This is a genomic window from Sphingomonas sp. P4_G2, assembly GCF_056401155.1.
The window spans coordinates 1,103,609-1,130,310 of sequence record NZ_JBFUJY010000001.1; the positions used below are offsets into that span (position 1 = coordinate 1,103,609).

The following is a 26,702-nucleotide window of genomic DNA, read 5'->3' on the forward strand; positions in this document are numbered from 1 at the left end:
GCTACCATCATAGCCGGAAGATGACAACCTCGCGCCGGCTGAAAAAAGCGGAGAAACCGCTGGGGAGAGGACATGACTGGATGCGGCCGCGACCCCGTCCGGGTTGAGCGGAACCCATTGATGGCTTTGTACGCCCTCGATCGGCGGCGGTTCCTCGCCGGCGGCGTTGCACTGGGCATAGGGTCCCGAGCGCTCGCCGTGCCCGCAAGCAATCGGGGCGCCGCTGTCGATCCAAACGGCCGCCCAGGCACCGTTCCAACCCTCGCCGCCGCGCTGGAGCTGGCGGATCGCGCCGGCGGGAAACCTTTCACGATCCAGCTCGGGCCGGGGGTCTTCACCGAGAAATGCGTCGTCCGCGCGCCTAATGTGACGATCGCGGGCAGCGGGCCGCGGACGATCATCAGCTTCGGTGCCGCGGCCGGCCTTCACCGTCCGGACGGCGGGAAATGGGGCACCGGCGGCTCGGCCACGCTGACCGTTGAGGCGCCGGGCGCCACCTTGCGCAACCTTACCATCCGCAACAGCTTCGATTTTCTCCAGGACCGCATCACCCAGGCGAGTGGTGGCGCGCAGGCGGTGGCCTTGTCGCTCGGCCGTGGCGCCGACCGCTCCCGCGTCGAAAACTGCGCGATCGAGGGCTATCAGGATACGCTCTACGTCCAGGGTCGCGCGCGCTTCAGCGACTGCCGGATTTCGGGATGCGTCGACTTCATTTTCGGCGGCGCGGCGGCGTTGTTCGATCGCTGCGAGATCGTCAGCCGATTGGTCCCCGGCGCGGAGATCCAGGGCTATCTCAGTGCGCCGAGCACGCCGGCCGACCAGCCTTATGGATTGGTCTTCGCCGATTGCCGGATCGCGCGCGAGGCGGGCGTGCCCGACGCTTCCACCTATCTCGGACGGCCATGGCGCGCCGGCGGCAATATGCGGCTGGTGGGCGCCTCCACGTTCCTGCGCTGTTGGATGGACGCGCATATCCGCGCCGAGGGCTGGACCGCGATGGGGTTCACCGATCCCGCCGGGCAGAAGCGCCTGTTCCAGCCCGCCGATGCGCGGCTGTTCGAATTTGCCAGCCGCGGGCCCGGAGCCGGCCGGGCCGCGATCGGCCGCCGGTTGCTGACCGCCAGCCAGGCGGCGGCTTTCACACCCCGTGCCGTGCTCGGCGACTGGCACGGCTGACCGGCAATCGACCAGATCAAAAGAGGGAGGATCAGGAATGTTCAGGACTAGGATCAGGAAGGGCGCGATCGATACGGTGTCCCTGTCGGCATTGGCGCTCGCGGGACTCTTCGTGACACAGGGCGCATACGCCCAAACGGCCGGTCAGCAGGACACGACGCGCCCGCAAGGGACCGGCGCGAACACGACTGAGACCGCGAGTAGCGAGGGCATCAAGGAAATCGTCGTCACCGGTTTTCGCAATTCGATCGCGTCGGCACTCAACGACAAGCGCAATTCGGACGTCCAGATCGACGAGATCAACGCACAGGACATCGCCGACTTTCCCGATTCCAACCTGGCCGAATCGCTTCAGCGACTGCCCGGCGTGTCGATCGATCGCGACAATGGTGAAGGGCGCGGGATCACGGTGCGTGGGTTGGGCGGCGATTTCAACCGCACCCGCCTGAACGGCTTGGAAGCGCTGTCGACGGCCGGATCGAACGATGCCGGTACTTCACCCAATCGCAGCCGCGCGTTCGATTACAACACCTTCGCGTCCGAGTTGTTCAGTTCGCTGCGCATCCAGAAGACGCCATCGGCGGAAACCGATGAGGGGTCGCTGGGCGCGACGATCGACCTCGTGACCGGCAAGCCGTTCGATTACAAGGGATCGAAGTTCGCCCTCTCGGGTCAGGCGAGCTACAATCAGAACAGCAAGAAGATAAACCCGCGCATCGCCGGCCTCGCGTCAGTCAGGTTCGGCAAGGACAAGCGCATGGGCTTGTTGTTCTCCGGCGCATATAACCGCGAAATCAACATCATCGATCAGTACCAGCGTGGTCCGGGCGCGTCGGACTATCTCTACCGCAGCAGCCAATTCCTCGGCGAAGGCAATCCCCAACGCTCCGGCTTCTCGGCGCCGGCCGGGACCGCGCTGCCCTACAAGAACCCCGACGCGCTTGCCTTCCAGACCGGATCTGACCCGGCCGCCTATGCCAAGCTGTATCCCGGCGCACCGTTCAACACGCCGGGACGCTTCGACGATTCGCAAGTTCGCATTCCCGCTTTGCCGTCGCTGACTCATCAGGTGGTCAAGAATCAGCGCCTCGGTCTGACCGGCGCGTATCAATGGGACATCTCGTCCAAGACGCGGCTGACGATCGACGGCCTCTACTCTCGGTTCAAGAATGTCAGCGAGAACGATCAGCTCTCGCCGGTCGGCCTCAATCGCAACAACACCAATGCGGCGTACAACAACGCCACCGGCCGACTTACCCCGACCGCCGCGCGGGGCACCTATCCGGGGCTGTGCACGCCCAATGCCGGCAGCTCGATCGTGCCCGCGCAGGATTGCGGATCGTCGATGTACGGCACCACCCCCGCTTTTTCGACTGCGCTCGACGCCAAGGGCAACCTGGTCCCGGCGGTGCTTGGCAATGCGGCGGTGACGCCAGGCGGTACCAGCCCGGCCAACGCCAATATCTTCAGCACCAATCCCAACAATCTCGACCCCTATGATTATTACAACAACCCGAATTCGGTCGGGTATATCCCCTCGTCGAACGGCCTGGCTTATCGCGGCCAGTTGATCGGGCGGCCGGGGGTCGATGTGCTCGATGCCAATGTGACCAACGGTCTGGCCGATTATCTCGTTCTCCGGAACGTCGATTTCCGGTCGGCGGTCGACTATGGCGCGTACACGACGACTTTCTGGCAGGGCTCGGCACGGCTCGACCACGAATTCGCCGACAATTTCAAGATGACCGCGCTCTATGGCCAGTCCAAGTCGGTGAACTATTCGACCGGCTTGCTGGTCGAGTTCAACCGGATGGATTCGCCGCAGAATTTCGTGTTCGACGAACGCGGCGGCGGGACCATGCCCAAGATGGATTTCGGCTTCAACGTGGCCGATCCGAACAACTGGCAGACGGTCAAGGGTTTCTCGGCGGTCCGTCACTATGAGCGTTATGTCCGGAACACCTATAAAGGCGGCAAGGCCGATTTCGACTGGCAAGTGAACGACCAGTTCAACATCGGTTTCGGGGCCAACATCCGCGAATTCGGTTTCTATACGCAACAGGCCGAGCGCAACACCGACACGCTCAACCCTACGCTGCTCGAGGCCGGATCGACCACCGCAGCGAACAGCAAGATCGTATCGTTCGGCACGGGCATTCAGGTGCCCGACGGCACGCCGACCAGCTTCGTCGTCCCGGATCTCGACAAGTTCAACAATCTGATCGGGTTCGAGTGCAACTGCATCAACAAATGGGGCGATTGGCGCCTGACCACGCTGCGCAACGGCGGGCAGAACAATTACGGCGTCAGTGAGAAGGACAAGGGCTTCTACCTCGAGTTCGACTTCAAGACCGAATTGTTCGGGCGTCCCTTTCGCGGCAATGCCGGCACCCGGGTCGCGATCACCGACCTGACCTCGACCGGCACGTCGCAAGCCGGGCGGCCGATCGTCGGCAAGAACAATTACACCGACTGGCTGCCGTCGATGAACTTGATCTACGAGCCCGTCCGCAACCTGCTGGTGCGGTTCAGCGCGTCGAAGGTGATGGCGCGGCCGCTGCTCGGCAATCTGTCGCCGACGATCACCAGCATCTCCGTCCCGAGCGACGGCAGCACGACCGGCGCGTCACTGACGATCGGCAATCCCAAGCTGAGCCCGTTCCGGTCGACCAACCTCGACGCCAGCATCGAATGGTATTTTGCCAAGGGCGCCCTGTTGTCGGTGGCGGCGTTCTCGAAGCAGATTTCGAGCTTCCCGCAGACCGTGCTGTTCTCGGCGCCCTTGTCCGACCTGGTCGGCGATCCCACGGTGGTCGCTGCGATCCGGGCCCAATATACCAACGTCAACCAGCTGGCGTATCTGGACAACAACTACGCCTTCACCGCGCGCCAATATCGCGATGCGCCGGGCGGATATCTGCGCGGCATCGAGGTCAGCTATCAGCAGAATTTCACCTTCCTGCCGGGCTTCCTCAAGAATTTCGGCGCGTTGGTGAACTACACCTATATCAAGTCGCAACTGACTTATATCCTCGACCCCGGCTCGGCGACCAAGCCGCAGACGGTAGGCAAGGGACCGTTTCTCGGGGTCTCGCCCCAGGCGCTCAATGCAACCTTGTTCTACGAGGTGAAGGGCTTCCGGGCGCGCGTATCGGTCGCGCATCGCAAGGGCTACAGCACGGCCTATCCAATCGCGGCGGGCTCGTGCAGCCCCGGCCTCACCACGGTCGGCAGCGGAGCGGTGGAATCGGTCGGCTGCGACGGTCCGCTGATCAACGACTTCGTCTACAGCCAGGCGACGACCAACGTCGACGCCTCGGTTAGTTTCAACATTTTCGAAAACTTCGCGATCACCGCGGAAGGGCTCAACCTCACCAACCAGACGAGCAACCGCTACGCCTATGAAGGGCAGGAGGCCGTGACCCAATATGCCAGTTCGGGCCGTGTCTTCCGCCTCGGCGCGCGCGTGACCTTCTGATCTGCCCTACCGTCCTCCCTGGGACGGACCTTTCCGCCGGTATGCAGCTCTGCGTACCGGCGGGTATTTTTGGCTCTGGATACCCTGTCGACATAAGGATCTCGAATGACCGTCAATAGAAGAGACGCTTTCGCCATGGCGCTGGCCGGCGGCGCCTCGGCATTGGCCCCGCGGGTCGCGGACGCGGCAGTGGCGCCGGGCAAGCCGGACGCGTGGAAGCGGGGAATCGACAATCAGCGCATCGCCGATCTTGGCGACGGGAGGTTCCTCAATCCGGTGCTGGCCGGCGATCATCCCGATCCCGCGGTGCTGAAGGACGGCGCCGATTACTATATGACGTTTTCCAGCTTCGATTCCTATCCGGGGCTGACCATCTGGCATTCGCGCGACCTGGTGAACTGGCAACCGCGCAAACCCGCGCTGACTCGCAATATCGGCTCGGTCTGGGCGGTCTCGCTCGCCAAGCATGGCGGGCGCTATTTCCTCTACATCCCGACCAAAGGCAGCCCGAATTCGATCTGGGTGATCTGGGCGGACTCGATCGACGGGCCGTGGAGCGAGCCGGTCGATCTCAAGATTCCCAATCATATCGATCCGTGCCACGCGGTTGGCGAAGACGGATCGCGCTGGCTGTTCCTGTCAGGCGGTGATCGCATCCGGCTGGCCGATGATGGCTTGTCGACCGTCGGCCAGGTCGAGCATGTCTATGATCCCTGGCATTATCCCCCCGAATGGGATGTCGAGAGCTTCTCGCCCGAAGGACCCAAGATCCATCGCCACGGTGACTGGTTCTACATGATTACCGCGGTCGGCGGCACCGCCGGGCCGCCCACCGGCCATATGGTGATCGTCGCACGGTCGAAATCGATTCATGGTCCGTGGGAGAATTGTCCGGCCAACCCAGTCGTGCGTACCGTCAGCAATGACGAGAAATGGTGGTCGCGCGGCCACGCCTCGCTGGTCGAAGGACCCGATGGCAGCTGGTGGTCGCTCTATCACGGCTTCGAGAACGGATTCTGGACACTCGGGCGCCAGGCGCTGCTCGATCCGGTGCGATGGACGCCGGACGGATGGTTCCGGATGACAGGAGGCGATCTGTCGCGACCGATCGCCAAACCTAAAGGTGGGCAGGCGTTGCCACACGGCCTGCGTCTGTCGGACGATTTTGCGACGCTCGACCTCGGGTCGCGGTGGAATTTCTTCAAGCCGGGACCGGGCGAACGCGATCGCCTCCGGATCGAGCATAACAGCCTGTTGATGAAAGCCAGTGGCAAGGCGCCGGTCGATTCTCCGCCGCTGCTGATCATCGCAGGCGACCCGGCCTATCAATTCGAATGCGATGTCGAGATCGGCCCCGGCGGCACCGCCGGGCTGGTGCTGTTCTATGACGAAAAGCTCTATTGCGGGCTCGGCTTCGACGAGCGGAATTTCGTCACGCACCAATATGGCATGGAGCGCGGCCGGCCAGCCAATCCGCATGGCCGCAAGATGCGCATCCGGATCGCCAACAAACGGCACATCGTCGCGATCCACACCAGCGGCGACGGCGGCAAAACCTGGCGCCGGTTCGACCGCGGCATGGAAGTGTCGGGTTATCACCACAATGTGCGCGGCGGCTTCCTGATGCTCCGCCCCGGCCTTTATTCGGCCGGACGCGGCGAAGCGCGGTTCAGCAACTTCAAGTTCGAGGCTCTCTGATCATGACGACCAAATTCGGCGCCGTCGCCGTTGCGCTCTCCTTATTCGCGATCCCCGCCATGGCGCAAACCGCGCCGCCCGCCCCGACGGTGCCCGAACCCGTCAGGCATATCCAGCCGTCCAAGATCATCTTGGTCGGCGACTCGACCACCGCAGTGTTCGGCGGCTGGGGCCCCAGTTTCTGTGGCTATCACGTGACCTCGTTCATGGCGTGTGTGAACCTCGCCCGCGGTGGGCGCAGCACCAGCAATTATCGCGCGGAAGGGTCATGGGACATCGCGCTGTCGGAAATGCGGACGCCGGGCTATCGCGACATCTGGGTCCTGATCCAGTTCGGGCATAACGACCAGCCCGGCAAGCCGGGCCGGTCGACCGATCTCGCGACGGAATTCCCGGCCAATTTGAAGCGCTATGTCGAAGAAGCACGCGCGGTCGGCGCACATCCGGTGCTCGTCACGCCGCTGACGCGCCGCAGCTTCGTCGACGGCAAGCTGGTCAACGACCTCGCGCCCTGGGCTGCGGCGACACGCAAGGTGGCGGCCGAACTGAAGGTGCCGCTGCTCGATCTCAATGCCGACAGCGCGGTCGCGGTCGGCGCGATGGGTTCGGCGGCCGCCGATCGCTTTGCCGAGGTTCCGCCGGGCGCGGCGCAGCCCGCTCCACCGACGCCGGCACGATCCACCGAAGTGATGGTCAACCCCATGGCGCAGCCGAAATTGTCGTTCGACCACACCCATCTGGGCATCGAAGGCGCGAATTACTTCGCAACCATGGTGACTCGCGAGCTCTCGGTCGCGATACCCGAAATGCGCCCGTTGCTCGTTCCCTGATCGCGACCGCAACCGCAGCGAAGCGACAGCGTCCTTGATTGCCGCGTGGCGATGCCCATAGGGGAGCGGCGTGGCCGGAGACCGCAATGACTAACCGACCCTCCAGACGACAGCGCAACGCACCGACGATCAGCGATGTCGCAGCGGCAGCGGGCGTTTCGCCGATGACGGTGTCGCGCGTGATCAACGGCGAGGCCAATGTACGCGACCGCACGCGCGAGCTGGTCAATGAGGTGATCCGCAAGCTGAATTACTCGCCCAGCGCCGCCGCGCGGTCGCTGGCCGGGGGCGAGGAGATGCGCATTGGGCTGCTCTACAGCAACCCCAGTTCCGCCTATCTCAGCGAATTCCTGGTCGGCAGCCTCGACCAGGCGTCACGCAGCAATGTTCAGCTGATCGTCGAGAAATGCGACGAGGATGCGCTCGAACAATCGGTCATCGATCATTTGGTACAGGGCAGGGTCGACGGGATCGTCCTGCCGCCGCCGCTCTGCGACGCGACGGCGGTCCTGGCGGCGGTCGCGGAGCACGATATCCCGGCGGTCGCGGTGGCGACCGGCCGACCAATCGACACGATGGCGGCGGTCAGCATCGACGATCGCCGTGCCGCGTTCGAGATGACGCAGCACCTGATCGAGCTGGGGCACCGCCGGATCGGCTTCATCATCGGCAATCCCAACCAGACCGCGAGTGCCGAGCGCCTGGCCGGCTATCGCGCCGCTCTGGCCGGGAGCGGATTGGACGAGGAAGCGGGGCTGATCGTGCAAGGGCTGTTCACCTATCGATCCGGCCTCGACGGGGCCGAGCGATTGCTGACATTGGCCGACCGGCCAACCGCGATCTTCGCGAGCAACGATGACATGGCGGCGGCGGCGGTGGCCGTCGCGCATCGCCGCAGACTCGACGTGCCGCGCGATCTCACCGTGTGCGGGTTCGACGACACCGCGCTCGCGACGACGATCTGGCCAGAGCTCACCACGATCCGCCAGCCGATCATCGAGATGTCGCGGACCGCGGTCGAATTGCTGGTGCGCGAGATCAAGGATCGCAAGAACGGCAAGAGCGGCGCGCCGCAGCATCTGGTGCTCGATTTCGATCTCGTCCGGCGCCAGTCCGACGCACCGCCACTCGGCTAGATCCCGCGCCAGCCCAGGGCTTCGTCAGCGCTTGCGGACGAATTCCGCGCGCAGGACCAGGCCCTTGATGCCCTCGTAGCGGCAGTCGATCTCCTGGGCATCGCCGGTCAGTCGGATCGACTTGATCACCGTGCCCCGCTTCAGCGTCTGATTGGCGCCCTTGACCGTCAGATCCTTGATGAGCGTCACGCTATCGCCGTCGGCGAGCAGATTGCCGACGGCATCGCGGACTTCGATGGCATCGGAATCCTGCGCGTTCGCCGCAGCTGCAGAAGCGCTGATCCACTCGCCGGTGGCTTCGTCATATACATAATCGTCGTTGCTGTCGGTCATGGTCGGGCTTTCGTTCCAGCTATCAATTGAGCGTGGCGGGCGCGGGGTTGGTCGTTTTCACGATGCTTGCCGCAATTCGCAACGCTTCGGGAAAGCTCTCGGCATGGATGATGCCGGCATTGCCTCGCCCGAGATGAACGCGATCGAGCATGGCGAGAGGTTGCGGCTGCACGCCGGACAGAATGACCTGGGTGCCGGCGGCGTTTGACTGGCGCAGGATGTCGGCGATCGTCGTCGCGCCGCTCGCGTCGAGCAACGGCACGCGCCGCATGCGCAGGATGATGACTTTCGGCGTGCTGCCGATGCGCCGCAGCGTATCGAGCAACTCGCTGGCGATGCCGAAAAAGACCGGCCCGTCGATGCGGAATACCTCGACACCCGCGGGAAGAGCATCACGCTGATGAATATCCTCGCTGTCATCGTCGTCGGGCATTTCACCGACTCCCGCGTCGATCTGGACCGTCTCGCTCATCCGCATCATGAACAGGAGCGAGGCGAGCGTGACGCCGACGGCGATCGCCATGGTGAGATCGACCAATACCGTGAGCCCGAAGGTGAGCAGCAGTACCGCGCGATCGCCATTGGGCATGCGCAGCAGGTCGATGAAGCGCTTATGCTCGCTCATTCCCCAGGCGACCAGGAACAGGATCGCGGCGAGCGCAGCCATTGGAACGAACGCCATCAAATTGGTCGCGAACAGGATGAACAGGAGCAGGAACAGCGCGTGCAGCATGCCGGCCACCGGGGTCAGCGCGCCGGCCCGGATGTTCGTCGCCGTCCGAGCGATCGCGCCGGTCGCCGGCAATCCGCCGAACAGCGCCGAGGCGATGTTGGCGACACCCTGACCGACCAGTTCCTGATTGGAACGGTGCCGCGATCCGATCATCCCGTCGGCCACCACTGCCGACAGCAATGCCTCGATTCCCGCAAGGAATGCGATGGTGAAGGCGGACGGCAGAATCGCCTGGAACTTGGCCAGCGAGATCGACGGCAGCGCCGGTACGGGCAGGCCGGCCGGGATGTGCGGAAACCGAGAACCGATCGTCTCCACCGGTAGGTGCAGGAGCGCCACTGCCAGCGATGCGAGCACAACCGCGACCAGGAAACCGGGCACGCGTGGCGCCACCTTGCGCAAGCCAAGGATGAGGAGGAGCGACCCGAGGCCGATCGCCAGCGTCGTGGCATGGATGCTGCCGAGCGCGCCGAAATAGGCCTGCCATTTGGGCAGGAAATCCGCCGGCACTTTGTCGATCGACAGGCCGAGGAAATCCTTGACCTCGCTCGACGCTATGATGACGGCGATGCCCGCGGTGAAGCCCGTCACCACGGGATGTGGAATGAACTTCACCAGCGCACCGAGCTTGGCATAACCCGCGATGATCAGGAGAAAGCCGGCCACCAAAGTCGCGAGGAGCAGCCCGTCATAGCCGTGCTGCGCGATTACGTTGAACACGACTACGACGAAGGCGCCGGTGGGGCCGCCGACCTGCGCTCGCGATCCGCCTAGCGCGGAGATCAGGAATCCGGCGACGACTGCCGTGATCAGACCTTTATCGGGTGACGCGCCGCTCGCGATGCCGAGCGCCATTGCCAACGGCAGGGCAACGATAGCGACGGTCAGACCCGCTATGGCATCCCGCCTGAAACGATCGAATGTATAGCCTTCGCCCAGAACGGTGATCAGCTTGGGCGTATAAGCCGTCCAGCGCGGGTCATTGAGCACTGCCATTGGCTCCCGACGCCTGATCGAACATCATGGACGGCACGTGCTTGAGCGAGTCTCCGCTCAGCGTCTCTTTCAAGCGCACGCCGCGCCCCACTCCAACGCTCGGTGCATTCTCTCCGATCAGTTCGATGCCGGCGCGCTCGAGCGCGGATATCACCTTCACCAGCGTATCCACCACGCCGCGTACTTGGCCGCCCGATGCCTCCATGCGCTGGATCGTCGGTAGCGACAGTCCCGCGAGGTCGGCGAGTCGGCGCTGGTCAATCTCGAGAAGGGCGCGGGCGGCGCGCATTTGCTGGGACGTGATCATGGTGCCTCGTGATGTATAAAACATCAAGTTACAGATTTTGATATTAACTATCCAAACACAATATAGGTAATATGAGTTTCCGCCAAGCCGAATTCAGCGAGAAGCGCGCGCCCGGTCAACGCGAACTCGGTCGACAAGCGGGCGCACGCATCCACCTTGAACTTGCTCACGCCATGCCGCCTTTCCGCGTCCATCGGATCAGAAGCCGAAGTGACTGAGCCCGGGATGATCGTCGGGACGGCGACCCAGCGGCCAACGGAATTTTCGCTCTTCCTCGGTGATCGGCATTTCGTTGATGCTGGCATGGCGCGTCCGCATCAGGCCGTCTTCGGCGAATTCCCAGTTTTCATTGCCATAAGCACGGAACCAATGGCCGCTGTCGTCGCGATACTCATAGGCATATCGCACCGCGATGCGGTTATCGGTGAATGCCCAGAGCTCCTTGATCAGGCGATATTCGTGTTCCTTGTTCCATTTGCGGGTAAGGAAGGCTTGCGCCTCTTCGCGATTTGTCGCGAACTCGACACGGTTCCGGCACTTCGTATCGAGCGTGTAGGCTAGCGCGACCTTCGCGGCATCTCGGCTATTCCAGCCATCCTCGGCGAGCCGGACCTTCTCGATCGCGGTTTCCTCGGTGAACGGGGGTAGCGGTGGACGGGACATGGAATTCTCCTTCAGGGTGGCATTGGTCAATCCGTCGAAGACAGTCTGCTCGAAAGCGCCGGGTTGCTGAATGTCGAAAGCAGACAAGGAACCGTTGCACGCAGCGCATCAATCCCATTCAAAGCACCAGCAGGATGTGCTCTCGGCGTCGCTGAGCTGCAACACGAACGCGGCCGCGATCACTACCGCCCGGGGGACTGGGGGTCTGACCCGGAGTGCTGGCCTACCCGATCGGCCCCGCACCGGTGGAAGGGGAACTCCGGATCGCGCACCATCCAGTTGCTCGGTCAGATCAAAAACTCATCTCCCAGGCGTTCTCGCTGCGCCGAAGTTGACCGCGTGCAAAACGGCTGTGCGCCGCGGTGTGCCGTTCGGCAGCGACGCAGCGATCAGGCTGGTGGGGGCGGCCCCGCGCTCAACCCAGGCTTCGAGCGCGCGTCGCACGTCGTGTTGCGGATCGTCCTGGAGCGGAGGGGCGGGGAGGGATTGTCCGATGGCGTGGGGCGCGGCTCCACCCTGGCAATGCGCCATGCCGGGAATCAGGAACATGCGGTACGTCCGCATCAGTGCCTGGCCGCCACCGACCTCGGCCGCATGGGCGCGGGCATCGGCAACCGCGAATGCAGGGGGCAGGACGGCATCTGCGGTGCCGAAATAGGAGAGAACCTTGCCACCCTTGGCGGCGAAGCGCTCGAGGCTGCCAAGAGCGAACGTGCGACGGGTTGCCGGATCGATCGGGCTCGAGCGATAAGCCGCGATAGTCCAGCGACGCCCGCGGTGGAGCAGAAAGCGTGCGGCCTGCGTGGCAAAAGTCAGCTGCGACGGCACCGCAGGGTCCGGGTTGACGATCCAGCGCCGCCATTCCGCGGGGTCGGCGTCGCCGAGCGGATAGCCCGCCGCATCGATCACGCGCAGCGCCGCGTCCTGTGCGGGCGCGAGGCAGACGGCCTTGCGCCCGCGATCGCAAGCGCGACGAATGGCCTCAGAGGCGCACTCCATTTGCCCTTGGCGGCAGGCGGCATGGGCGATGGCCGCCAGATCGGCAATTCGCTCGGGCGTGATCCATCCGCCGGGGACCGCGCGCAGTGCATGCTGGATCGTGGCGAATGCCTCGAGTCGGCGCGGCCAGTCGGCGGCGGGCGCGCCGGCAATAACCCCGTCCCAATCGTCGGGCCAGCGCGTCGCGGCGACCAGGGCCTGGCGACCACCAAAGGAGCATCCCATGAAATAGCGCCTTGCCGCCGACCGCCCGTAATAGAGCCTGGTCAGCGCCGCCGCGGCATCGGCGGTGACCTTGATCGATCGCCCGGCATAGTCCTCGATCAGATCGGGCCGGTTTGCTGCCCAACTCGCGTCGAACCCGCTCCCCTGGTGTCCGGTATCGGTTGCCGCTGCGACATCGCCGCGGCCGGCAGCCGCGGCCAGTGTCGCGCGATCGATGCTGCCGGCAAAGCCGCCATTCCCCATCTGGTAATAGCGCCCGCTCCAGGCGGCGGACGCGGGCAACCAGAGTTCGATCCTGATCGCGGCATCGCGGTGAGGGTGCGCGATAGCTTCGACCCGGCAAGCACCGTCGGCGACGCCTGCCGCGACGATGTCCAGGTTCGGAATGATCGCTCGGCGCAGCGCCGCGCACGAATCGTCGCGCGCCGCACCGAGTAGCATCAGCGCCGGCAGTGCGGCCACGAGGCGGCGATTACGCAGCCTTGTCTTCCCAGGCGAAGCGGAACTCCTCGGTCGAGGGGTCGATTCCGGCCAGCATCATCCCCTGACCCCGCGAGCCATGCCCTTCGCGCAGCGGCGGGTCGGCCGGATCGCGCAATTGCACCAGCAGCGTGGTGCGCGGCTCGTCCGATACATTGAGACCGGAACCATGGGCGAGGAGATAGGAGAAGAAGATCGCGTCGCCGGCCTTGGCAGGGATCGCCGTCGCCCCTTCGAGCGGGAAATCCTCCTCCGGCAGATGGTGGTCGGCGCCGACCGCGGGAAGCGGCCCCAGTTTGTGGCTACCGGGATAGACCCGCAGGCAGCCTTTCTCCTCGGGCGCATCGTCGAAATGCAGGATCACCGCGATCATAGAATGGTCGCGATGCGGAAAATAGGGGAAGTCCTGGTGCATCGGAAAGGGCGAGCCCTTTTCCGGCGGCTTGATGAACATCTTGCTGTGATGGAGCTGGACATTGGGTCCGATGATCGCTCGCGCGACCCTGGTCAGCCGCTCATCGACAAGGAGGCAGGTGAACGCCGCCGAGCGGAACTGGACGTCGTGGCAATGCGTGATCCGCGTGTCCTGTCCGCGCACGCTTTCCCAGGTCGCGTCGTTCGATCCCTGGCGCTCGGCGATAGCATGGACCTCGGCGCGATAGGCGGCCGCCTCCTCCGGTGACAGAAGTCCGGCGATACGGACATAGCCATTCTCATGGTAGAAGCTGAGCTGCTCCGGCGTGAGACCAGGGATCGCAGTCATGGTGGAAAACTCCTGCTGATATTCCGGCGTTTTGCCACGGATATGCCTTGAGGGCGATTGGCCGAACTCGCTCGATGTGGTAAAAATTCGAAGATGGATGGACTGGATTGGCCGATGCGCGCGGTGCCGCAGATCGAGGTGGCGGGACGCTTCGCGCTTGCCGATCGTGCTTACGAGACGCGCTATCTCGGTGCGACGCATGCGCTGCATCTCCACGATTACGATGGCACCATGCTACTCGCCGGGCGCGAGCAGGCGCTTGCTCCCGGCGATGTGACGATCAGCCCGGCGGGTCAGGCTTCGTCCTACGATCTGGCCGCGCCGGGGCAACATTGGTGCGTGCATTTCGCGGTGGAAGCGCGTGGCGACGATACCGCGCTACTCCCGCTCCACTGTACTGCGGGCATGGTTGCCGCGGTGCGCGAACGCATGGCGCATATCGCTGCGTGCCATGCCCGCGCGAGCGACAGCCCGACCGCCGGCATCCAGGCAGGTCTTGCGCTACAGGCACTGCTGCTAGACCTCGCAACCCCGGAGGAACGCGTCGACAGCGCGGCCGAGCGGGCGGCGTCGTTGATCGACGCACGTTTCGCCGAGCCGCTTGACGTACCGGCGATCGCCGCGGCGGTTGGCCGGTCACAAGCGCATCTCGCCCGCGCTTTCCGCGCGCGCTACGGCACGACCATCCCGCACCGCCTGATCGCGCGGCGGGTCGAGCATGCGCGCTATCTGCTCGAGTCCACCGATCTGCCGATCTGGCGTATCGCCGAGCGCGTCGGGATTCCCGATCCGCAGCATTTCAACAAGAGCGTGCGGTGGATGCTCGGCGCCAGCCCGTCGGCGATCCGTGCCGCGAGCCACGCCGCGACGATCGACCCCGATCGGTAGCCGGCGCTCGGTTGTACGCCGCAGTCATCGTCGCGCGTCCAGAGAATCTAGCCGATTGCCGAGAACATCCCATAATGCTCGCGCCATGCGGCGACCTCGTCCCGCAGATGGGGAGGGGCAGGTTCTCCCGAGATGACGAGGCTGGCGACGTCGGGCTCAGGGTGCATCAGCATCTTCTTCGATCCGTCGCTGAACCAGACCGGGACCAGCCCATCGCACAGGCTATCGAGGATGGTTGCGGCCATGCCATTTTCTATCGCATCGTTGCCCGGGAGTGCACGAACGTTGATCGACACACCCTCGAAGCAATTGCGCGGCTCGCGCTCGAAATTGAGCGATACCAGAAGCCCCGACCGGTCCGGCCGCGCTTCATCGGGCATGTCCGCGACCCTGCGCCAGGCGCAGAACCACGATCGGCAGATATCGGGGCGCGCCGCATGGATTCCGCACCCATGCGAAGCGAGATGCTCGCAAGCTATTCCGGCAGGTTTCTTGAAGTCCGGTGCATCCATTTTGAGGACGGTGCAGCACGCCACGCAATCCCCACAGGCACGATCCGCGAGGACAGGCCCGAGTAAAATCGTTTCCAGGTCTGCCTCGGTGTGCATCCGCGCCCGGAGGTGCCTCGCCGGCCGTGGAAATACAAGTATCCGTTGGACCCCGGCCTTCGCCCGGGTGACGGGACGTTGGTGCCGCGCGGTCAGTCCTCAGACCAAGCCAACTCGATCGCGGCGGTCCAGGAGAAATCGTCGCCGCCCGATCCGCTGCCGTCGATCGGGTTGAACGCCTCGTAGAAACCGGTGGTACGGATCAGGTCGAGCGTGTCGGTGCGCACCTTGTCGCCCCAATTGTCATGGCCGGCCTCGGTCAGCCCGGTGCCGATCATCCAGTTGACCACTGCCCAGACCGGGCCGCGCCAATAGCGGATCATCTGGAAGCCGGGATCCTCGGGATCAAGGCTCGGCATCAGATACCGCACCTTGCCCGCGATCCGCTCGATATGATCGAGCATCGCCGCGTCCTTCGCCGGGTCGGCGATTCCGGCATAGAAGCTCAGGAACGACGCGCTGGTGACGAAGCCCGAGAACCGACCGGTCAGCACGTCGCGCGAGCACCAGGTGTTTGTCGCCTCGTCCCACAACCAGCCGATTCCGGTCTCGGCGCGCGCGATCCAGCCGGCGATCTCACTTCCGTCGCGGCCGAGCTTGCCGGCTAGCGCGAGCAGGTCGCGATTGGCACGTAGCAGGATCATCGACATGCCGATATCGGCGACACGGAACGGGTTGCCCGCTGCGATCTTCTTATGATCCCAGCCTTGCGCGCGGCCGTATTGGACCAGCGCGAGATAGCGGTCGTATTCGAGCTTGGTGGGCCGCATCTTGGCGTCGAGATGCCCGGTGTCGCGGCGGACATAGTCGCCGACGCCCGAAATATCGATCGGCTCGCCGGGCACGTCCCATTCGGGCGAATTGTCGCGGCCGGTTTCCCACGGATGCATCGCGACCACGACGCCGCGCTCTTCATGGTCGCGATTGACGGCGAACCAGCGATGCCAGGCGATAAGCTTGTCGAACAATGCCTCGACGCGCGGCCGGAAATCCTCCGCCGCGCCGGCGGCGACGGCGCTGTCCCACAACCGCCGCACGACGGTCGCCGCGACCGGCGGCTGGGTGATGCCGGAGGTCGGCGGCTCGGTCCCGGTCGACCAGACCGAGGGGCCGGGAAAATAGCCCTCGTCGTCCTGCCAGAATACAATGTGCGGCACGAACCCGTCGGCCCATTGCACGCGGAACAGGGTCTCGACTTCCGCCCAGGCGCGATCGCGGTCGAACGTGTCGAAACCCAGTGCGACGAAGGCTGAATCCCAATTCCACTGGAACGGATAGACCCGGCCGTTTGGGACGGTGTAGCCACCGCGATCGTTGGCGCGCAGGATGGCGCGGGCCGCTTGCTGGAACTGGTCGATCATATCCGCTTCGATAACAAAGCGGGAGCAGGCCGAAACCCGCTCCCTGAGGGAAGAACGTTAGAACTTGAGCGTCGCGCGCGCCGAGATCCGGCGCGGCAGGACCGGGCGGCCGACGAAATAGGCGCCGCCGACCGTCTGGTTGACGTCCTGGCGCGGCGATCCTTCGGTCACCGCGTCGGTGTCGAACAGGTTGAAGACGTTGATCCCGAGCCGAACCGAGCGACGGTCGCCGAACGGCTTCACCTTGATGCCGGCATCGACGTTGAACACGTTCCAGCCGTCGAGGCGGATAGCATTGGTCGAGGCAGTGAAATTGTCGCCGGTATAGTTGGTGAAGAATGACAGATCGACCGTGCCGTCATCGTAATAGAGGCCGGCATTGTAGAGGATATCGGGCTGGCGCTCGAGATCCTTGCCGATCACGTTCAGGTTGGATGTGCCGTTCTGCATGAACTGAGTATATTTCGCGTTCTGCAGCGTCAGGTTGCCGTTGAAATGCAGGTATTTGTGGAGCTTGAGGTCGAGCGTCGCCTCGACACCCCAGGACCGGGTCGCGACCAGATTGACCTGCTCGGTGAACCCGCCCTGGCCGTCGTTGATGAAGTTGATCTGACGCCGGTTGTCGAGCTTGGTGTAGAAGGCGGCCGCGGTCAGGTTGAACCAGCGCTGGTCGATCTTGATGCCGCCTTCCACCTGCTTGATGATCTCCGGCGTGTACGAGGCTGGCTGGCCCAATGCGTTGAAGGTAACCGCGCGGATTTCGGGGAAGAAATAGCCGCGCGATGCGTTGAGATAAAGACTGACGCGGTCAGTGAGCTTGTAGAGTCCGCCAGCGGCCAACGCCCAGGCGCCGGTCTTCGGATGCGCGGTGAAATTTTTGCCGTTGCCCCAGATCACGTCGCGCAGCGCGGGCGCGAGGTTGGGTGTCGTCGAGTCGGTGACGACGACCGAGGTCTGTTCGCGCCGGATGTCGCCGTTGAACCATTCGTAGCGGCCGCCGATGTCGAAGTTGAAGCGGCTGCCGATCTTCATCTGGTCGGCGAAATAGGCGGCGTAACGTTCGACCTGGTGCGTGTTGTTGACGTAACCGGCGCCGGCATTGAGCAGCCCGTTCAAGGACACGATCGTCTGCGCGTTGGTGACCGGGTTGGTCACCACCAGATTGACCAGTCGCGGCTGGTTGTTGAACTCGGCGAGATAGGTGGTGGTGACGTTGTAATCCCGCGCCCAGGCGTTGCCGTAGAATCCGCCCAGCGTGAAGGCATGGCGGATCGATCCGGTATCCGCCGAATAGGTCAGGTTGAGCTCGGCGGTGGTGTCGTGATTGGGCCGGTTACGGTCGGTGATGCGGTTGGCGAACAGCAGCGAATTGGGTGCGACCGCGCCGCCGCCGGCATAAGTGAACTGCGCATTGGCGAGCGAGCCGAGGCCGCGGTTGGTCAAAAAGCTCTGCAGCGTCTCGGGAACGTTGATCAGGCCGTCGCCGTCCGACCACAGGCCGAATTTCGAGGCATATTGCGAATATTTGACCCGGCCGTTGATCGCGAAGCCGCTGTCGCCGAACTTCTTGTCGAACGCGAGGGCGACCTGGCCGCCCTTTGCGGCCGCGCCATCGGCGATGCCCGTGGTGAAGCGGCCATTGGGCGTGTTGAAGCCCAGCCCGAGGGCCGCGGGCGTTAGAACTTGATAGACGTCGTTGCCGTCATTGCCCGGAATGCGATTGCGGGTCTTTCCGTCGAGAGGGACGGGCAGGTAATATTGCGCCTTGTCGTCGATATACTGGCCGTACAGCGTGACCGAGCCGCTATTGTCGGGGAATTCGTATTTGAGGTTGCCGCGGACCTGCCAACCTTTGGTCGGCAAGCCGGTCTTCACCGGCCCGTCGTCGGTGCGGTACCAGCCCGACACCGCGAAGAACAGATTGTGGCCGAGCGGACCGCTGACCGCGAGATCGCCCTTGTAGCGGCCGCGTTCGGCCCATTCGAACTGCGCCGTGCCCTCCAACTGGTCGCCGCCGGTCTTGCTGATATAGTTGATCAGGCCGGCAACCGAGCCCGGGCCGAACAGGTTCGACACGCCGCCGCGGACGAATTCGAGCCGCTCGAGACCTAGGTCGTTGCGATAGTAGACGTCATAAGCGGTCGAGTTAAGCCCGAAGCTCGAGAGAACCGGGACGCCGTCATATTCGAGCGGGGTGAACTGATATTGTCCGCCGGAGGGCAGGCCGCGCACGAACACATTGGCCGCGACCTCGCCGCCACCGCCGTCCGCCTTGATCGTCGGGATGGTGTTGAGGATGTCGGCCTGGTTGGTCATGCTGGTGCGCTGCAGCTGGCTCGCGTTCATCGTCGTGACGGCGAGCGGCGTGTCGAGCGCCTTGCGGCCCACGCTGGTTGCGGTGACGATGATATCGGGCTGCGGCGCAGTCGCGGCATCGCCACTGGCGTCCTGAGGAGCGGCAGGCGCCGGGTCGGCGGGCGCGGTTTGCGCTGTTGCGGCAACCGGCAAGAGCGCGATCGCGGCAGTCGCCGCCAAAAGCGTGGTACGAAGCTGGGTGTTCATCCTGTCCCCTCCAATTTATGGTCACCTTGCGGTGCGGGCGCTGTTATCGCGCCATTTGACCCCTAAAGCCTGCTGGTTGCCGGCCGTCGCCGGAAGCCCGTTATGTCGCAACGATATGTTGCGCAGGATGCAACAATAACCTAGCCGTTGCCGGATGCTCGATCTCGGCGATCTCATGGTGTTCACCAAAGTGGTCGAAACCGAAAGCCTGACACGCGCCGGCAAGCTCCTCGGCTTGCCCAAATCCACTGTCAGTCGGCGGCTGTCGCGGCTCGAGGAACATCTCGGCGTGCAGCTGCTTCACCGTTCGACCCGCGCGGTGACGGTGACGCAGGACGGCGCGACCTTTTTCGAATATTGCCTGCGCTCGATCGGCGTGTTGCGCGACGGCGAGCGCGCATTGCAGAGCCAGGCGCGGGTACCGCAAGGCGTCGTCCGGATCGCGATCCCCTATGTGCTCGGGCAAAGCCTGGTAGGGCCGCTGCTCGCCGGATTCCTGCAGAACTATCCCGATGTGCGGCTGGTCGCGGTGCTGAGCGACGATGCGGTCGGATTGCTGCGATCGGGGTTCGACGTCGCACTCGCGATCGGGCCGTTCGCCGACAGCGGGCTGATCGCGGTCAAGCTCGGCACCACTGGCTGCGGCGCATTCGCCTCGCCGGGTTATTTCGAGCGATATGGCCGGCCGCAAAGCCATGTCGATCTGCCGCGGTTCGACCTGCTCGCCGCGGGAGAAGCCGACCGGCGCCATCGCTGGACCTTGCGCAACGGCAGTACGGAAGTGACCGTCGAGTTCACCCCCAAATTGCTGTGCAACGACATGATCCTGCTACGCGACGCGGCGCTGGCCGAACTCGGCGTCGCCAATCTGCCCGCATTCCTGTGCAAGCGCGACCTTGCCGAGGGACGGCTGGTCGAGGTGCTGCCCGGCTGGCAGGCGAGCGATCTCACCTTCTTCGCTTTGTTCGCCGATCCCAAGGGGGTGCCGGTCCGGGTCCGCACGCTGATCGATTATCTGGTTGAACATCTTCGCCCGACCCTGTCCTGGGACCTGCACTGACAGTTGCGCCTGACGGAACACAGCGTTCCATCAATCCGGGCTTGGCGGGTTCAAACGGAACGGCCAACCCTTGGCAGGACGGCGCCGAACGAGCGAGCGTCAGCGCCAAGGAGGGGATTATCAACGACCAGTCCGCCCTGACCGCCACTAGCGGCGCGGCCCAGCGCAACGACCTGCTCGCCTTCTTCGCGGAAGCCGTGCGAGCGGTGTCGGCGGACGCGGCAATGCCGCCGGCGATTCCGGTGTCCCCGCATGGGCGGACCGTGGTCATCGCGGTCGGCAAGGGTGCCGCGGCGATGATGCGGGTCGCTCTGGCGCGGACGAAAGGCCGCGCGGTCGAGGGATTGGTGGTGACGCGTCACGGCCACGTCCCGGCGGGGACGTCGTGGCCAGGGGTCGAGATTATCGAGGCCGGTCATCCCTATCCCGACGAGAATAGTGTGCGCGCCGCGCTTCGCGCGCTCGAGATCGCGCATACGCTCGACGCGGGCGACCGTTTGCTCGTGTTGTTGTCGGGTGGCGGATCGGCGCTGCTGGCGGCGCCCGCGCCCGGGCTCGACCTCGCCCACAAACAGACGATCACTCGCGCCTTGTTGCAATCGGGCGCGACGATCGAGGAGATCAACCGCGTCCGCAAGCATCTGTCGGTCGTCAAGGGCGGTCGCCTCGCGGTGGCAGCAGGTGCGGCCGCCGTCACCACCTGGATCATTTCCGATGTCCCGGGCGACGATCCGTCGTTCGTGTCGTCGGGGCCGACCGTCGCCGACACGAGCAACCTCGACATGGCGCGTGAGATCATCGAGCGCTACGGCATCGACCCATCGCCGCAGGTTGCCGCGGCACTGAACGACCCGGCCAACGAGACGCCCTCGGCCGACAGCCTGGGCATCGCCGGTAGCGAGACATTGGTGATCGCCCGTGCCCGCGACGCGCTCGCTGCCGCCGGCCGGCTGGCGCGCGACAAGGGCTATCAGGTCACCGATATCGGCGACAACATCCAGGCCGAAGCGCGGCACCTCGGCGCTGCCCACGCCGCTTTGTCGCGGCGGCTGGCGCAGGACGGCGCGCGGCGCGTGATCCTGTCGGGTGGCGAAACCACGGTGACGGTGGTCAACAAGGATGGGCGCGGCGGGCGCAACCTCGAATATCTGCTCGGCCTGGCCATCGCGCTCGACGGCGCGCCGGGCATCTGGGCACTGGCCTGCGACACCGATGGGATCGACGGGACCGAGGATGCGGCGGGCGCGATCATCACGCCAGACACGCTGGCGCGGGCGCGCGAAGCCGGGCTCGACCCCGCGGCATATCTTGCAGCCAATAACGCTTATCTGTTCTTTGATGGCATCGGGGACCTGGTCGTATCGGGCCCGACCCTGACCAATGTGAACGACTTTCGTGCGATCCTGATCGACGCGAAGGCTTGAGAGGATTGCCCATGGCGACCAGTCCACCACGCGCGCGTGCCGCTCCGTCCAGCTATCCCTGGCTGCTGATCGCTCTGCTCTGGGTGGTGGCGTTCCTCAATGCCGCCGACCGCTCGGTAATCGTCGCGGTGATGCCGTCGATCCGCACCGAGTTCGGGCTTAGCGATACCCAGCTCGCGTTGATCTCCTCGGTGTTCTTCTGGTGTTATGCCGCCGCGGCCTTGTTCACCGGCCGGCTCGGCGACGGCGCGCGGCGCACGCGCGTGGTGATTTACGGCCTCGTCTTCTGGAGTGTCGCGACAGGCATGGTGCCGCTGTCGACTGGGTTCGTGATGTTGTTGGGCCTGCGCGCAGTCGTCGCCTTCGGAGAATCGACTTATTATCCGACTGCCACCGCGCTGATCGGCGACTGGCATGGCCCGGGGATGCGCAGCCGGGCGCTGTCGATTCACCAGACCGCGGTGTTCGCGGGGTCGGGGCTCGGGGCAATCCTCGCCGGCGTGATCGCCGACCATTTCGGCTGGCGCGCGCCGTTCCTGGTGTTCGCCGCACTGGGACTGGTCTGGGCGATCGTGCTGGTCCGCACGCTTCGCGACGCGCCAATCCGCCACACCAAGGCCGAACGCGACCGCAACGAAGAGCCTTACGGCGTGGTGCTCCGGATCAAGCCTGCGCTGATGCTGCTGGCCGTGTTCTTCCTTGCCAATGGCGTCGCCAATGGCGTGACCGTCTGGGCGCCGACTTTCGTCCACGACAAGCTTGGCGAAAGCCTGACAGGATCGGCTTTCTATGGCTCCGCGAGCATCAACATCGCCGGCTTCGTGGCGGTGCCGCTCGGCGGCCTGCTGGCTGACGTACTGGCGCGGCGCTCGCCGATCGGGCGCTTCTATACGCTGGCAATCGGGCTGGTGATCGCCGCGCTGCTGCTCGCACCGATGGCCTGGGCGACCTCGGGGTTCGAAGTCGCGCTGGTGCTGATCGGCACGACATTGGGCAAGGGTCTGTTCGACGGCTGCATCTATGCGGCGATGCACGATGTCGTACCGCCGCATGCGCGCTCGACCGCGGTCGGCATGATGACGACGTGTGGCTTCGTTGGTGCGGGTGTCGCGCCGTTGTTTATCGCGCGTGCCTCCAACTCGCTGGGCATGGCGGCAGCGCTCGGATCGCTTGCCGCACTGTATGCACTCGCCGTCGTCATCCTGCTCGCGACGCGCGGCATGACCCGGGCCGCGGTCGAGGCCAATCGCGAACCCGCTACCGCTGAGGAAATAGTCGAATGACCATTGCGCTCGTGCTCAATGCGCCGCGCGAACTCGGTTTCGAGGAAACGCCCGACGCGCCTCTTGGCGCCGACGAGGTGCGTATCGCGACGCTGTTTTCGGGAATCAGCGCCGGCACCGAACTGACCCAGTATCGCGGTACCAGCCCGTTCATGGCGCGGCGCTGGGACGAGCAGCGCCGGCTGTTTGTCGATGGCGAGCCGCCGAGCTGGCCCTATCCGGTCCGCAACCTCGGCTATGAGGAAGTCGGCGAGATCGTCGAGATCGGGACCGCGGTCGCGGACTTGCGGCCGGGTATGCGGGTCTATGGCACGTGGAACCACCGCACCCATCACGTCGCGAGCGTCCAATATGCCCGCGATCGGCTGATGCCCGACGACGCCGACCCGCGGATCGGCATCTTCTCGCATATCGGCGCGGTCGCGCTCAACGGTGTCCATGACGCCCGGCTGCGGATCGGCGACACGGTCGCGGTGTTCGGCCTTGGCGTGCCCGGTCAGATCGTCGCCCAGGCGGCACGGGCGAGCGGCGCGCGGGTCATCGGGATCGATCCCGATCCCGGCCGTCGCGCCACCGCTTTGTCGCTGGGGATGCACGACGCGCTTGATCCGAAAGCGGGAAGTGTCGCGGAGACGATCAAGGCGATGACCAACGGCCGCGGAGCCGACGCGTGCATTGAAGTGTCGGGCGCGCCGCCGGCGCTTGCCGAGGCGATCCGCGCGGTCGCCTATTCCTCGCGCGTCGTCGCGATGGGTTTCTTCCAGGGCGAGGTGTCGGGTCTCCGGCTCGGCGAGGAATTTCACCACAATCGCGTCGAACTGATCTGCTCGCAAATCTCGGGCACCGCGCCCGAGGCGATGCATCGCTGGTCGAAGCCGAGGCTGTGGCGCACCGCGATCGAGCTGCAGCATCGCGGGGTGCTCGATCTGCTGCCGCTGATCACGCACACTGCGCCGTTCGAGCAGGCGCCCGACCTGTTCGCGCGGCTCGACGCAGGCGAACCCGGCCTGCTCCAGGCGATGATCGAGTTCCCGCAATGAGGGTGGCATTGCTCGGCTGCGGCGGCATCGCGTCACGTCACGTCGCCGCGATCAAGGCGCTGGGGCTCGACTTCGTCGGCTGCTGCGGTCGCGACCAGGCGCGCACCGACGCTTTCGCCGGCGAATATGGTGGACATGCCTTTGTCGATCTCGACCGGATGATCGACACCGTCGCACCCGACCTGCTGATCGTGGCCTTGCCTCCTTTCGTACGCAACGGCGAGATCGAGCATGCCGCGTCGCGTGGGATTCACCTGCTGGTCGAAAAGCCGATCGCGCTCGACATGGCGGCGGCCGACCGGATGGTCGTGGCGGCCGAAGCGGCAGGCGTCGTCGCGGCGATCGGCTTCATGTACCGGTTCGGCGAAGCGGTGCGGCGCTGGCGATCGATCGATACCGGTCCGGTCGGGCTCTATGCCGGCGCCTATCATTGCAATGCGCTCCACGCACCCTGGTGGCGTGAACAGGCGAAGTCGGGTGGCCAGATGCTCGAACAGGTGATCCACCAGATCGACCTCGTCCGTCATCTGATCGGCGAGCCCGACACGGTGACCGCGCGCCGCGCCAACCTCTTCCATCGCGACGTGCCGGGTTATGACATCGAAGACGTCTCGGCGATCCTGTTCGGCTGGGACGATGGCCGCATCGCCACGATCAATGCCTCGAATATCGCCATCCCGGGTCTGTGGTACAAGGAATGGGTGATCTATGCCGAACGCATGACCGGCCGGTTCACCAGCTGGAACGAGGCGGTGCTGATGCCGACAGCGCAGGGGGCCGAGGCCGAGATCGTCGCTGGCGCGAGCGATCCCTTCGCCGCGCAACTTGCCGACGTCGTCGGCGCGATCCATGAACACCGCGCACCAGCAATCACGCTGCGCGACGGCGCGGAGACGTTGCGGCTCGCGCTTGCCGCGCGCCAATCGGCCGACGAGCGTCGGGAGATCCGGCTTGCTCGCTGATCTCGATCGTCGCGGCATCGCCTTCTCCACGCCGCGGCCGCTGCTCGACGGCGTGGTTCCGCCGCATGGCACGCCGATCGTAGAGCCCGGCCGGATCGTCTGGCCGCTCGACGCCGGCGGATCGATCGCGCTGGCGGTCGCCCGTGATGGCGACGCGCTCAGCCTCGACGTGTCGGCGACGGCCATCCACCGCGCGATTGACAGCATCGGGCTGCGCTTCGAGGCGGTCCGCGGCGTGCGGCGCTATCTACGCAATGGCTATCAGAGTTGGGACGGCGCCTATTTCGTCGCGCCCGGAACGCCGCCCGGCGACGGTCCGCCGGCCAAGGCGCCGACATTGGGCTTCGCGATGACCGCCTTGTTGCCGGAAGGCGAAGGCGCGGTGCTACTCGGCTTCGACCGGCACGACCGCTACCAGACGCGCTTCGGGTTCGGCGGTACCGCCGAGATGCTGACGATCGATGTCGCGACCCTGCTCGACCGCACCGGCGAGACCCGCGCCGAAACGCTATATCTATTCGACGGCGACGCAGTCGAGCCGACGCTGCGCCGCTGGTCGCAGCGCGTTGCCGCCGCCGCACCGCTCCCGCCGCGCGTGCCCGACCGCCGGCTGACCGGTTGGTGCTCCTGGTACAATCTCTACGCGGCGATCGACGAAAGCGTGATCCGCGAGCATCTCGCGAGCGCGCGGGCTTATCGCGATATGCACCAGGTGGAGCTCGAGATCTTTCAGATCGACGACGGGTTCACGCCCGAAATGGGCGACTGGCTCGACGTGAAGCCGCAATTCCCGCGTGGCATGAAGCCGCTTCTCGATGAAGTTGCCGCGGCCGGGTTCCGCCCAGGCCTGTGGATCGCGCCGCTGCTCGTCGGTAATCGCAGCAAGCTGTTTGCCGCGCATCCCGACTGGGTGGTGCAGGACATCGCGACGCGCGGGCCGCTCGTCGCGATGGAATTCTATGGCGAATTCCGCTGGCACAAACGGTCGGAAGAATATTACATCCTCGACGTCACCCATCCCGATGCCGCCGCCTATCTCGCTCGGGTCATTCGCACCTGGGTCGGGGAATGGGGCGCGCGCTACATCAAGGCGGATTTCCTGCTCCACGGCGCCGAATATGGTCCCGAGCGGGCGCGCTGGCATCGGCCGGGCCTGTCGCGCATCGCGATCTGGCGGCACATGATGACGATCCTGCGCGAGGCGGCGGGTGAGGATGTGGTCATCGCTGGCTGCGGCTGCCCGCTTTGGGCGTCGGTCGGACTCGTCGACGCGGTGCGGATCGGTCGCGACGTCGGCGTGACCTGGAATGGTGATTATTCCGCCGAAAGCCTGCTGCGCGATCTTCAGACCCGCAACCATGCGAACGGCTTGCTGTGGCAGGCCGACCCCGATTGCGTACTGCTCCGCGACCGTTTTCACTATCTGACCGACGACCAGGTCGAAACGCTCGCGCACTTCGGTGCCGGCTGCGGCGGTGTGCTGATGACGAGCGACGACTTGGCGGCGCTCAGTCCGCGGCGCGCGGCGTTGTTCGCGGATCTGCTGAGGCGCCCATCGATAGGGTGCGATTTTCCGCTGCTGGGGATCGCCGAAGGGTCGGTCGAACAACATGTTCACCGTTCCGAGGGTTCGATCGACGTCCTGCAAATGGACGTGCAGCAGGTAGCCGACTAGCCCCTGAAGATCACGCGCCGGC

General features: G+C 65.0%; 22 protein-coding genes. 12 read left to right on the top strand and 10 right to left on the bottom strand.

Annotated elements, in window-relative coordinates; all coding sequences use genetic code 11:
- The first annotated feature begins 120 nt into the window (after window positions 1-120).
- From AC1DRD_RS05060 to AC1DRD_RS05080, 5 genes are all read left to right on the top strand, one after another.
- Complete coding sequence (locus AC1DRD_RS05060; protein ID WP_478040540.1) at window positions 121-1,176, top strand: pectinesterase family protein; 1,056 nt, start codon at window positions 121-123, stop codon at window positions 1,174-1,176.
- Between the two features lie 37 nt (window positions 1,177-1,213).
- Entirely contained in the window at window positions 1,214-4,654 is a 3,441-nt protein-coding gene (locus tag AC1DRD_RS05065; protein ID WP_478040541.1) for a TonB-dependent receptor domain-containing protein, read from the top strand.
- Window positions 4,655-4,759: 105 nt separating this feature from the next.
- Window positions 4,760-6,352: a family 43 glycosylhydrolase gene (locus AC1DRD_RS05070; protein WP_478040542.1), complete on the top strand. Its 1,593-nt coding sequence runs from the start codon at window positions 4,760-4,762 to the stop codon at window positions 6,350-6,352.
- Between the two features lie 2 nt (window positions 6,353-6,354).
- The gene (locus tag AC1DRD_RS05075; RefSeq protein ID WP_478040543.1) at window positions 6,355-7,182 is read left to right on the top strand and encodes a rhamnogalacturonan acetylesterase; all 828 of its coding nucleotides are present in this window, start codon (window positions 6,355-6,357) and stop codon (window positions 7,180-7,182) included.
- Between the two features lie 86 nt (window positions 7,183-7,268).
- Window positions 7,269-8,318, top strand: a complete 1,050-nt coding sequence (locus AC1DRD_RS05080; protein WP_478040544.1) for a LacI family DNA-binding transcriptional regulator — start codon at window positions 7,269-7,271, stop codon at window positions 8,316-8,318.
- Window positions 8,319-8,342: 24 nt separating this feature from the next.
- Here the strand turns inward: AC1DRD_RS05080 and AC1DRD_RS05085 are convergent, their stop codons facing one another.
- The 7 genes from AC1DRD_RS05085 to AC1DRD_RS05115 form a co-directional block, all read right to left on the bottom strand.
- Window positions 8,343-8,651, bottom strand: coding sequence for a zinc ribbon domain-containing protein YjdM (locus tag AC1DRD_RS05085; protein ID WP_478040545.1), 309 nt, complete (start codon window positions 8,649-8,651; stop codon window positions 8,343-8,345).
- A 22-nt stretch (window positions 8,652-8,673) separates the two neighbouring features.
- Window positions 8,674-10,380 (bottom strand): SulP family inorganic anion transporter, encoded by a 1,707-nt coding sequence (locus tag AC1DRD_RS05090; RefSeq protein WP_478040546.1) that lies wholly within the window; start codon window positions 10,378-10,380, stop codon window positions 8,674-8,676.
- Window positions 10,364-10,687: a helix-turn-helix domain-containing protein gene (locus AC1DRD_RS05095; protein ID WP_478040547.1), complete on the bottom strand. Its 324-nt coding sequence runs from the start codon at window positions 10,685-10,687 to the stop codon at window positions 10,364-10,366. The genes AC1DRD_RS05090 and AC1DRD_RS05095 overlap by 17 nt, the downstream gene beginning before the upstream one ends.
- Window positions 10,688-10,734: 47 nt before the next feature.
- Complete coding sequence (locus AC1DRD_RS05100; RefSeq protein WP_478040548.1) at window positions 10,735-10,857, bottom strand: hypothetical protein; 123 nt, start codon at window positions 10,855-10,857, stop codon at window positions 10,735-10,737.
- 28 nt (window positions 10,858-10,885) lie between these two features.
- Entirely contained in the window at window positions 10,886-11,350 is a 465-nt protein-coding gene (locus AC1DRD_RS05105; protein WP_478040549.1) for a nuclear transport factor 2 family protein, read from the bottom strand.
- A gap of 300 nt (window positions 11,351-11,650) precedes the next feature.
- Entirely contained in the window at window positions 11,651-13,036 is a 1,386-nt protein-coding gene (locus AC1DRD_RS05110; protein WP_478040550.1) for a tannase/feruloyl esterase family alpha/beta hydrolase, read from the bottom strand.
- Window positions 13,037-13,046: 10 nt separating this feature from the next.
- Complete coding sequence (locus AC1DRD_RS05115) at window positions 13,047-13,817, bottom strand: phytanoyl-CoA dioxygenase family protein (protein ID WP_478040551.1); 771 nt, start codon at window positions 13,815-13,817, stop codon at window positions 13,047-13,049.
- A gap of 93 nt (window positions 13,818-13,910) precedes the next feature.
- On the opposite strand from AC1DRD_RS05115, the gene AC1DRD_RS05120 reads away from it, so the two are divergent.
- Window positions 13,911-14,705 (top strand): helix-turn-helix transcriptional regulator, encoded by a 795-nt coding sequence (locus AC1DRD_RS05120; protein ID WP_478040552.1) that lies wholly within the window; start codon window positions 13,911-13,913, stop codon window positions 14,703-14,705.
- Between the two features lie 47 nt (window positions 14,706-14,752).
- On the opposite strand, the gene AC1DRD_RS05125 is transcribed toward AC1DRD_RS05120, so the two are convergent.
- The 3 genes from AC1DRD_RS05125 to AC1DRD_RS05135 form a co-directional block, all read right to left on the bottom strand.
- Window positions 14,753-15,313 carry a YkgJ family cysteine cluster protein gene (locus AC1DRD_RS05125; protein WP_478028612.1) on the bottom strand — a complete coding sequence of 187 codons (561 nt, stop codon included), beginning with the start codon at window positions 15,311-15,313 and terminating at the stop codon, window positions 14,753-14,755.
- Window positions 15,314-15,405: 92 nt separating this feature from the next.
- A complete protein-coding gene (locus tag AC1DRD_RS05130; protein ID WP_478040553.1) occupies window positions 15,406-16,674 on the bottom strand; it encodes an MGH1-like glycoside hydrolase domain-containing protein in 1,269 nt (422 codons plus the stop codon).
- Between the two features lie 57 nt (window positions 16,675-16,731).
- Window positions 16,732-19,236 (bottom strand): TonB-dependent receptor, encoded by a 2,505-nt coding sequence (locus AC1DRD_RS05135; RefSeq protein WP_478028614.1) that lies wholly within the window; start codon window positions 19,234-19,236, stop codon window positions 16,732-16,734.
- Window positions 19,237-19,390: 154 nt separating this feature from the next.
- Between AC1DRD_RS05135 and AC1DRD_RS05140 the strand changes: the two genes are divergently transcribed.
- The 6 genes from AC1DRD_RS05140 to AC1DRD_RS05165 are packed head-to-tail and all read left to right on the top strand — an operon-like array spanning window position 19,391 to window position 26,680.
- Window positions 19,391-20,296, top strand: a complete 906-nt coding sequence (locus tag AC1DRD_RS05140) for a LysR family transcriptional regulator (RefSeq protein ID WP_478040554.1) — start codon at window positions 19,391-19,393, stop codon at window positions 20,294-20,296.
- A 41-nt stretch (window positions 20,297-20,337) separates the two neighbouring features.
- Window positions 20,338-21,720 (top strand): glycerate kinase type-2 family protein, encoded by a 1,383-nt coding sequence (locus AC1DRD_RS05145; protein ID WP_478040555.1) that lies wholly within the window; start codon window positions 20,338-20,340, stop codon window positions 21,718-21,720.
- Between the two features lie 11 nt (window positions 21,721-21,731).
- Window positions 21,732-23,003 (top strand): MFS transporter, encoded by a 1,272-nt coding sequence (locus AC1DRD_RS05150; protein WP_478040556.1) that lies wholly within the window; start codon window positions 21,732-21,734, stop codon window positions 23,001-23,003.
- Entirely contained in the window at window positions 23,000-24,043 is a 1,044-nt protein-coding gene (locus AC1DRD_RS05155; RefSeq protein ID WP_478040557.1) for a zinc-dependent alcohol dehydrogenase, read from the top strand. Before AC1DRD_RS05150 ends, AC1DRD_RS05155 begins: the two co-directional genes overlap by 4 nt.
- A complete protein-coding gene (locus AC1DRD_RS05160; RefSeq protein ID WP_478040558.1) occupies window positions 24,040-25,005 on the top strand; it encodes a Gfo/Idh/MocA family protein in 966 nt (321 codons plus the stop codon). The genes AC1DRD_RS05155 and AC1DRD_RS05160 overlap by 4 nt, the downstream gene beginning before the upstream one ends.
- Entirely contained in the window at window positions 24,995-26,680 is a 1,686-nt protein-coding gene (locus AC1DRD_RS05165; protein ID WP_478040559.1) for a glycoside hydrolase family 36 protein, read from the top strand. Before AC1DRD_RS05160 ends, AC1DRD_RS05165 begins: the two co-directional genes overlap by 11 nt.
- The last annotated feature ends 22 nt before the right edge of the window (window positions 26,681-26,702 follow it).

Coding starts and splice junctions, on each gene's coding strand:
- AC1DRD_RS05060 (WP_478040540.1), top strand. CDS start 121: ATGGCTTTGTACGCCCTCGATCGGCGGCGGTTCCTCGCCGGCGGCGTT.
- AC1DRD_RS05065 (WP_478040541.1), top strand. CDS start 1,214: ATGTTCAGGACTAGGATCAGGAAGGGCGCGATCGATACGGTGTCCCTG.
- AC1DRD_RS05070 (WP_478040542.1), top strand. CDS start 4,760: ATGACCGTCAATAGAAGAGACGCTTTCGCCATGGCGCTGGCCGGCGGC.
- AC1DRD_RS05075 (WP_478040543.1), top strand. CDS start 6,355: ATGACGACCAAATTCGGCGCCGTCGCCGTTGCGCTCTCCTTATTCGCG.
- AC1DRD_RS05080 (WP_478040544.1), top strand. CDS start 7,269: ATGACTAACCGACCCTCCAGACGACAGCGCAACGCACCGACGATCAGC.
- AC1DRD_RS05085 (WP_478040545.1), bottom strand. CDS start 8,651: ATGACCGACAGCAACGACGATTATGTATATGACGAAGCCACCGGCGAG.
- AC1DRD_RS05090 (WP_478040546.1), bottom strand. CDS start 10,380: ATGGCAGTGCTCAATGACCCGCGCTGGACGGCTTATACGCCCAAGCTG.
- AC1DRD_RS05095 (WP_478040547.1), bottom strand. CDS start 10,687: ATGATCACGTCCCAGCAAATGCGCGCCGCCCGCGCCCTTCTCGAGATT.
- AC1DRD_RS05105 (WP_478040549.1), bottom strand. CDS start 11,350: ATGTCCCGTCCACCGCTACCCCCGTTCACCGAGGAAACCGCGATCGAG.
- AC1DRD_RS05115 (WP_478040551.1), bottom strand. CDS start 13,817: ATGACTGCGATCCCTGGTCTCACGCCGGAGCAGCTCAGCTTCTACCAT.
- AC1DRD_RS05120 (WP_478040552.1), top strand. CDS start 13,911: ATGGATGGACTGGATTGGCCGATGCGCGCGGTGCCGCAGATCGAGGTG.
- AC1DRD_RS05125 (WP_478028612.1), bottom strand. CDS start 15,313: ATGCACACCGAGGCAGACCTGGAAACGATTTTACTCGGGCCTGTCCTC.
- AC1DRD_RS05130 (WP_478040553.1), bottom strand. CDS start 16,674: ATGATCGACCAGTTCCAGCAAGCGGCCCGCGCCATCCTGCGCGCCAAC.
- AC1DRD_RS05135 (WP_478028614.1), bottom strand. CDS start 19,236: ATGAACACCCAGCTTCGTACCACGCTTTTGGCGGCGACTGCCGCGATC.
- AC1DRD_RS05140 (WP_478040554.1), top strand. CDS start 19,391: ATGCTCGATCTCGGCGATCTCATGGTGTTCACCAAAGTGGTCGAAACC.
- AC1DRD_RS05150 (WP_478040556.1), top strand. CDS start 21,732: ATGGCGACCAGTCCACCACGCGCGCGTGCCGCTCCGTCCAGCTATCCC.
- AC1DRD_RS05155 (WP_478040557.1), top strand. CDS start 23,000: ATGACCATTGCGCTCGTGCTCAATGCGCCGCGCGAACTCGGTTTCGAG.
- AC1DRD_RS05160 (WP_478040558.1), top strand. CDS start 24,040: ATGAGGGTGGCATTGCTCGGCTGCGGCGGCATCGCGTCACGTCACGTC.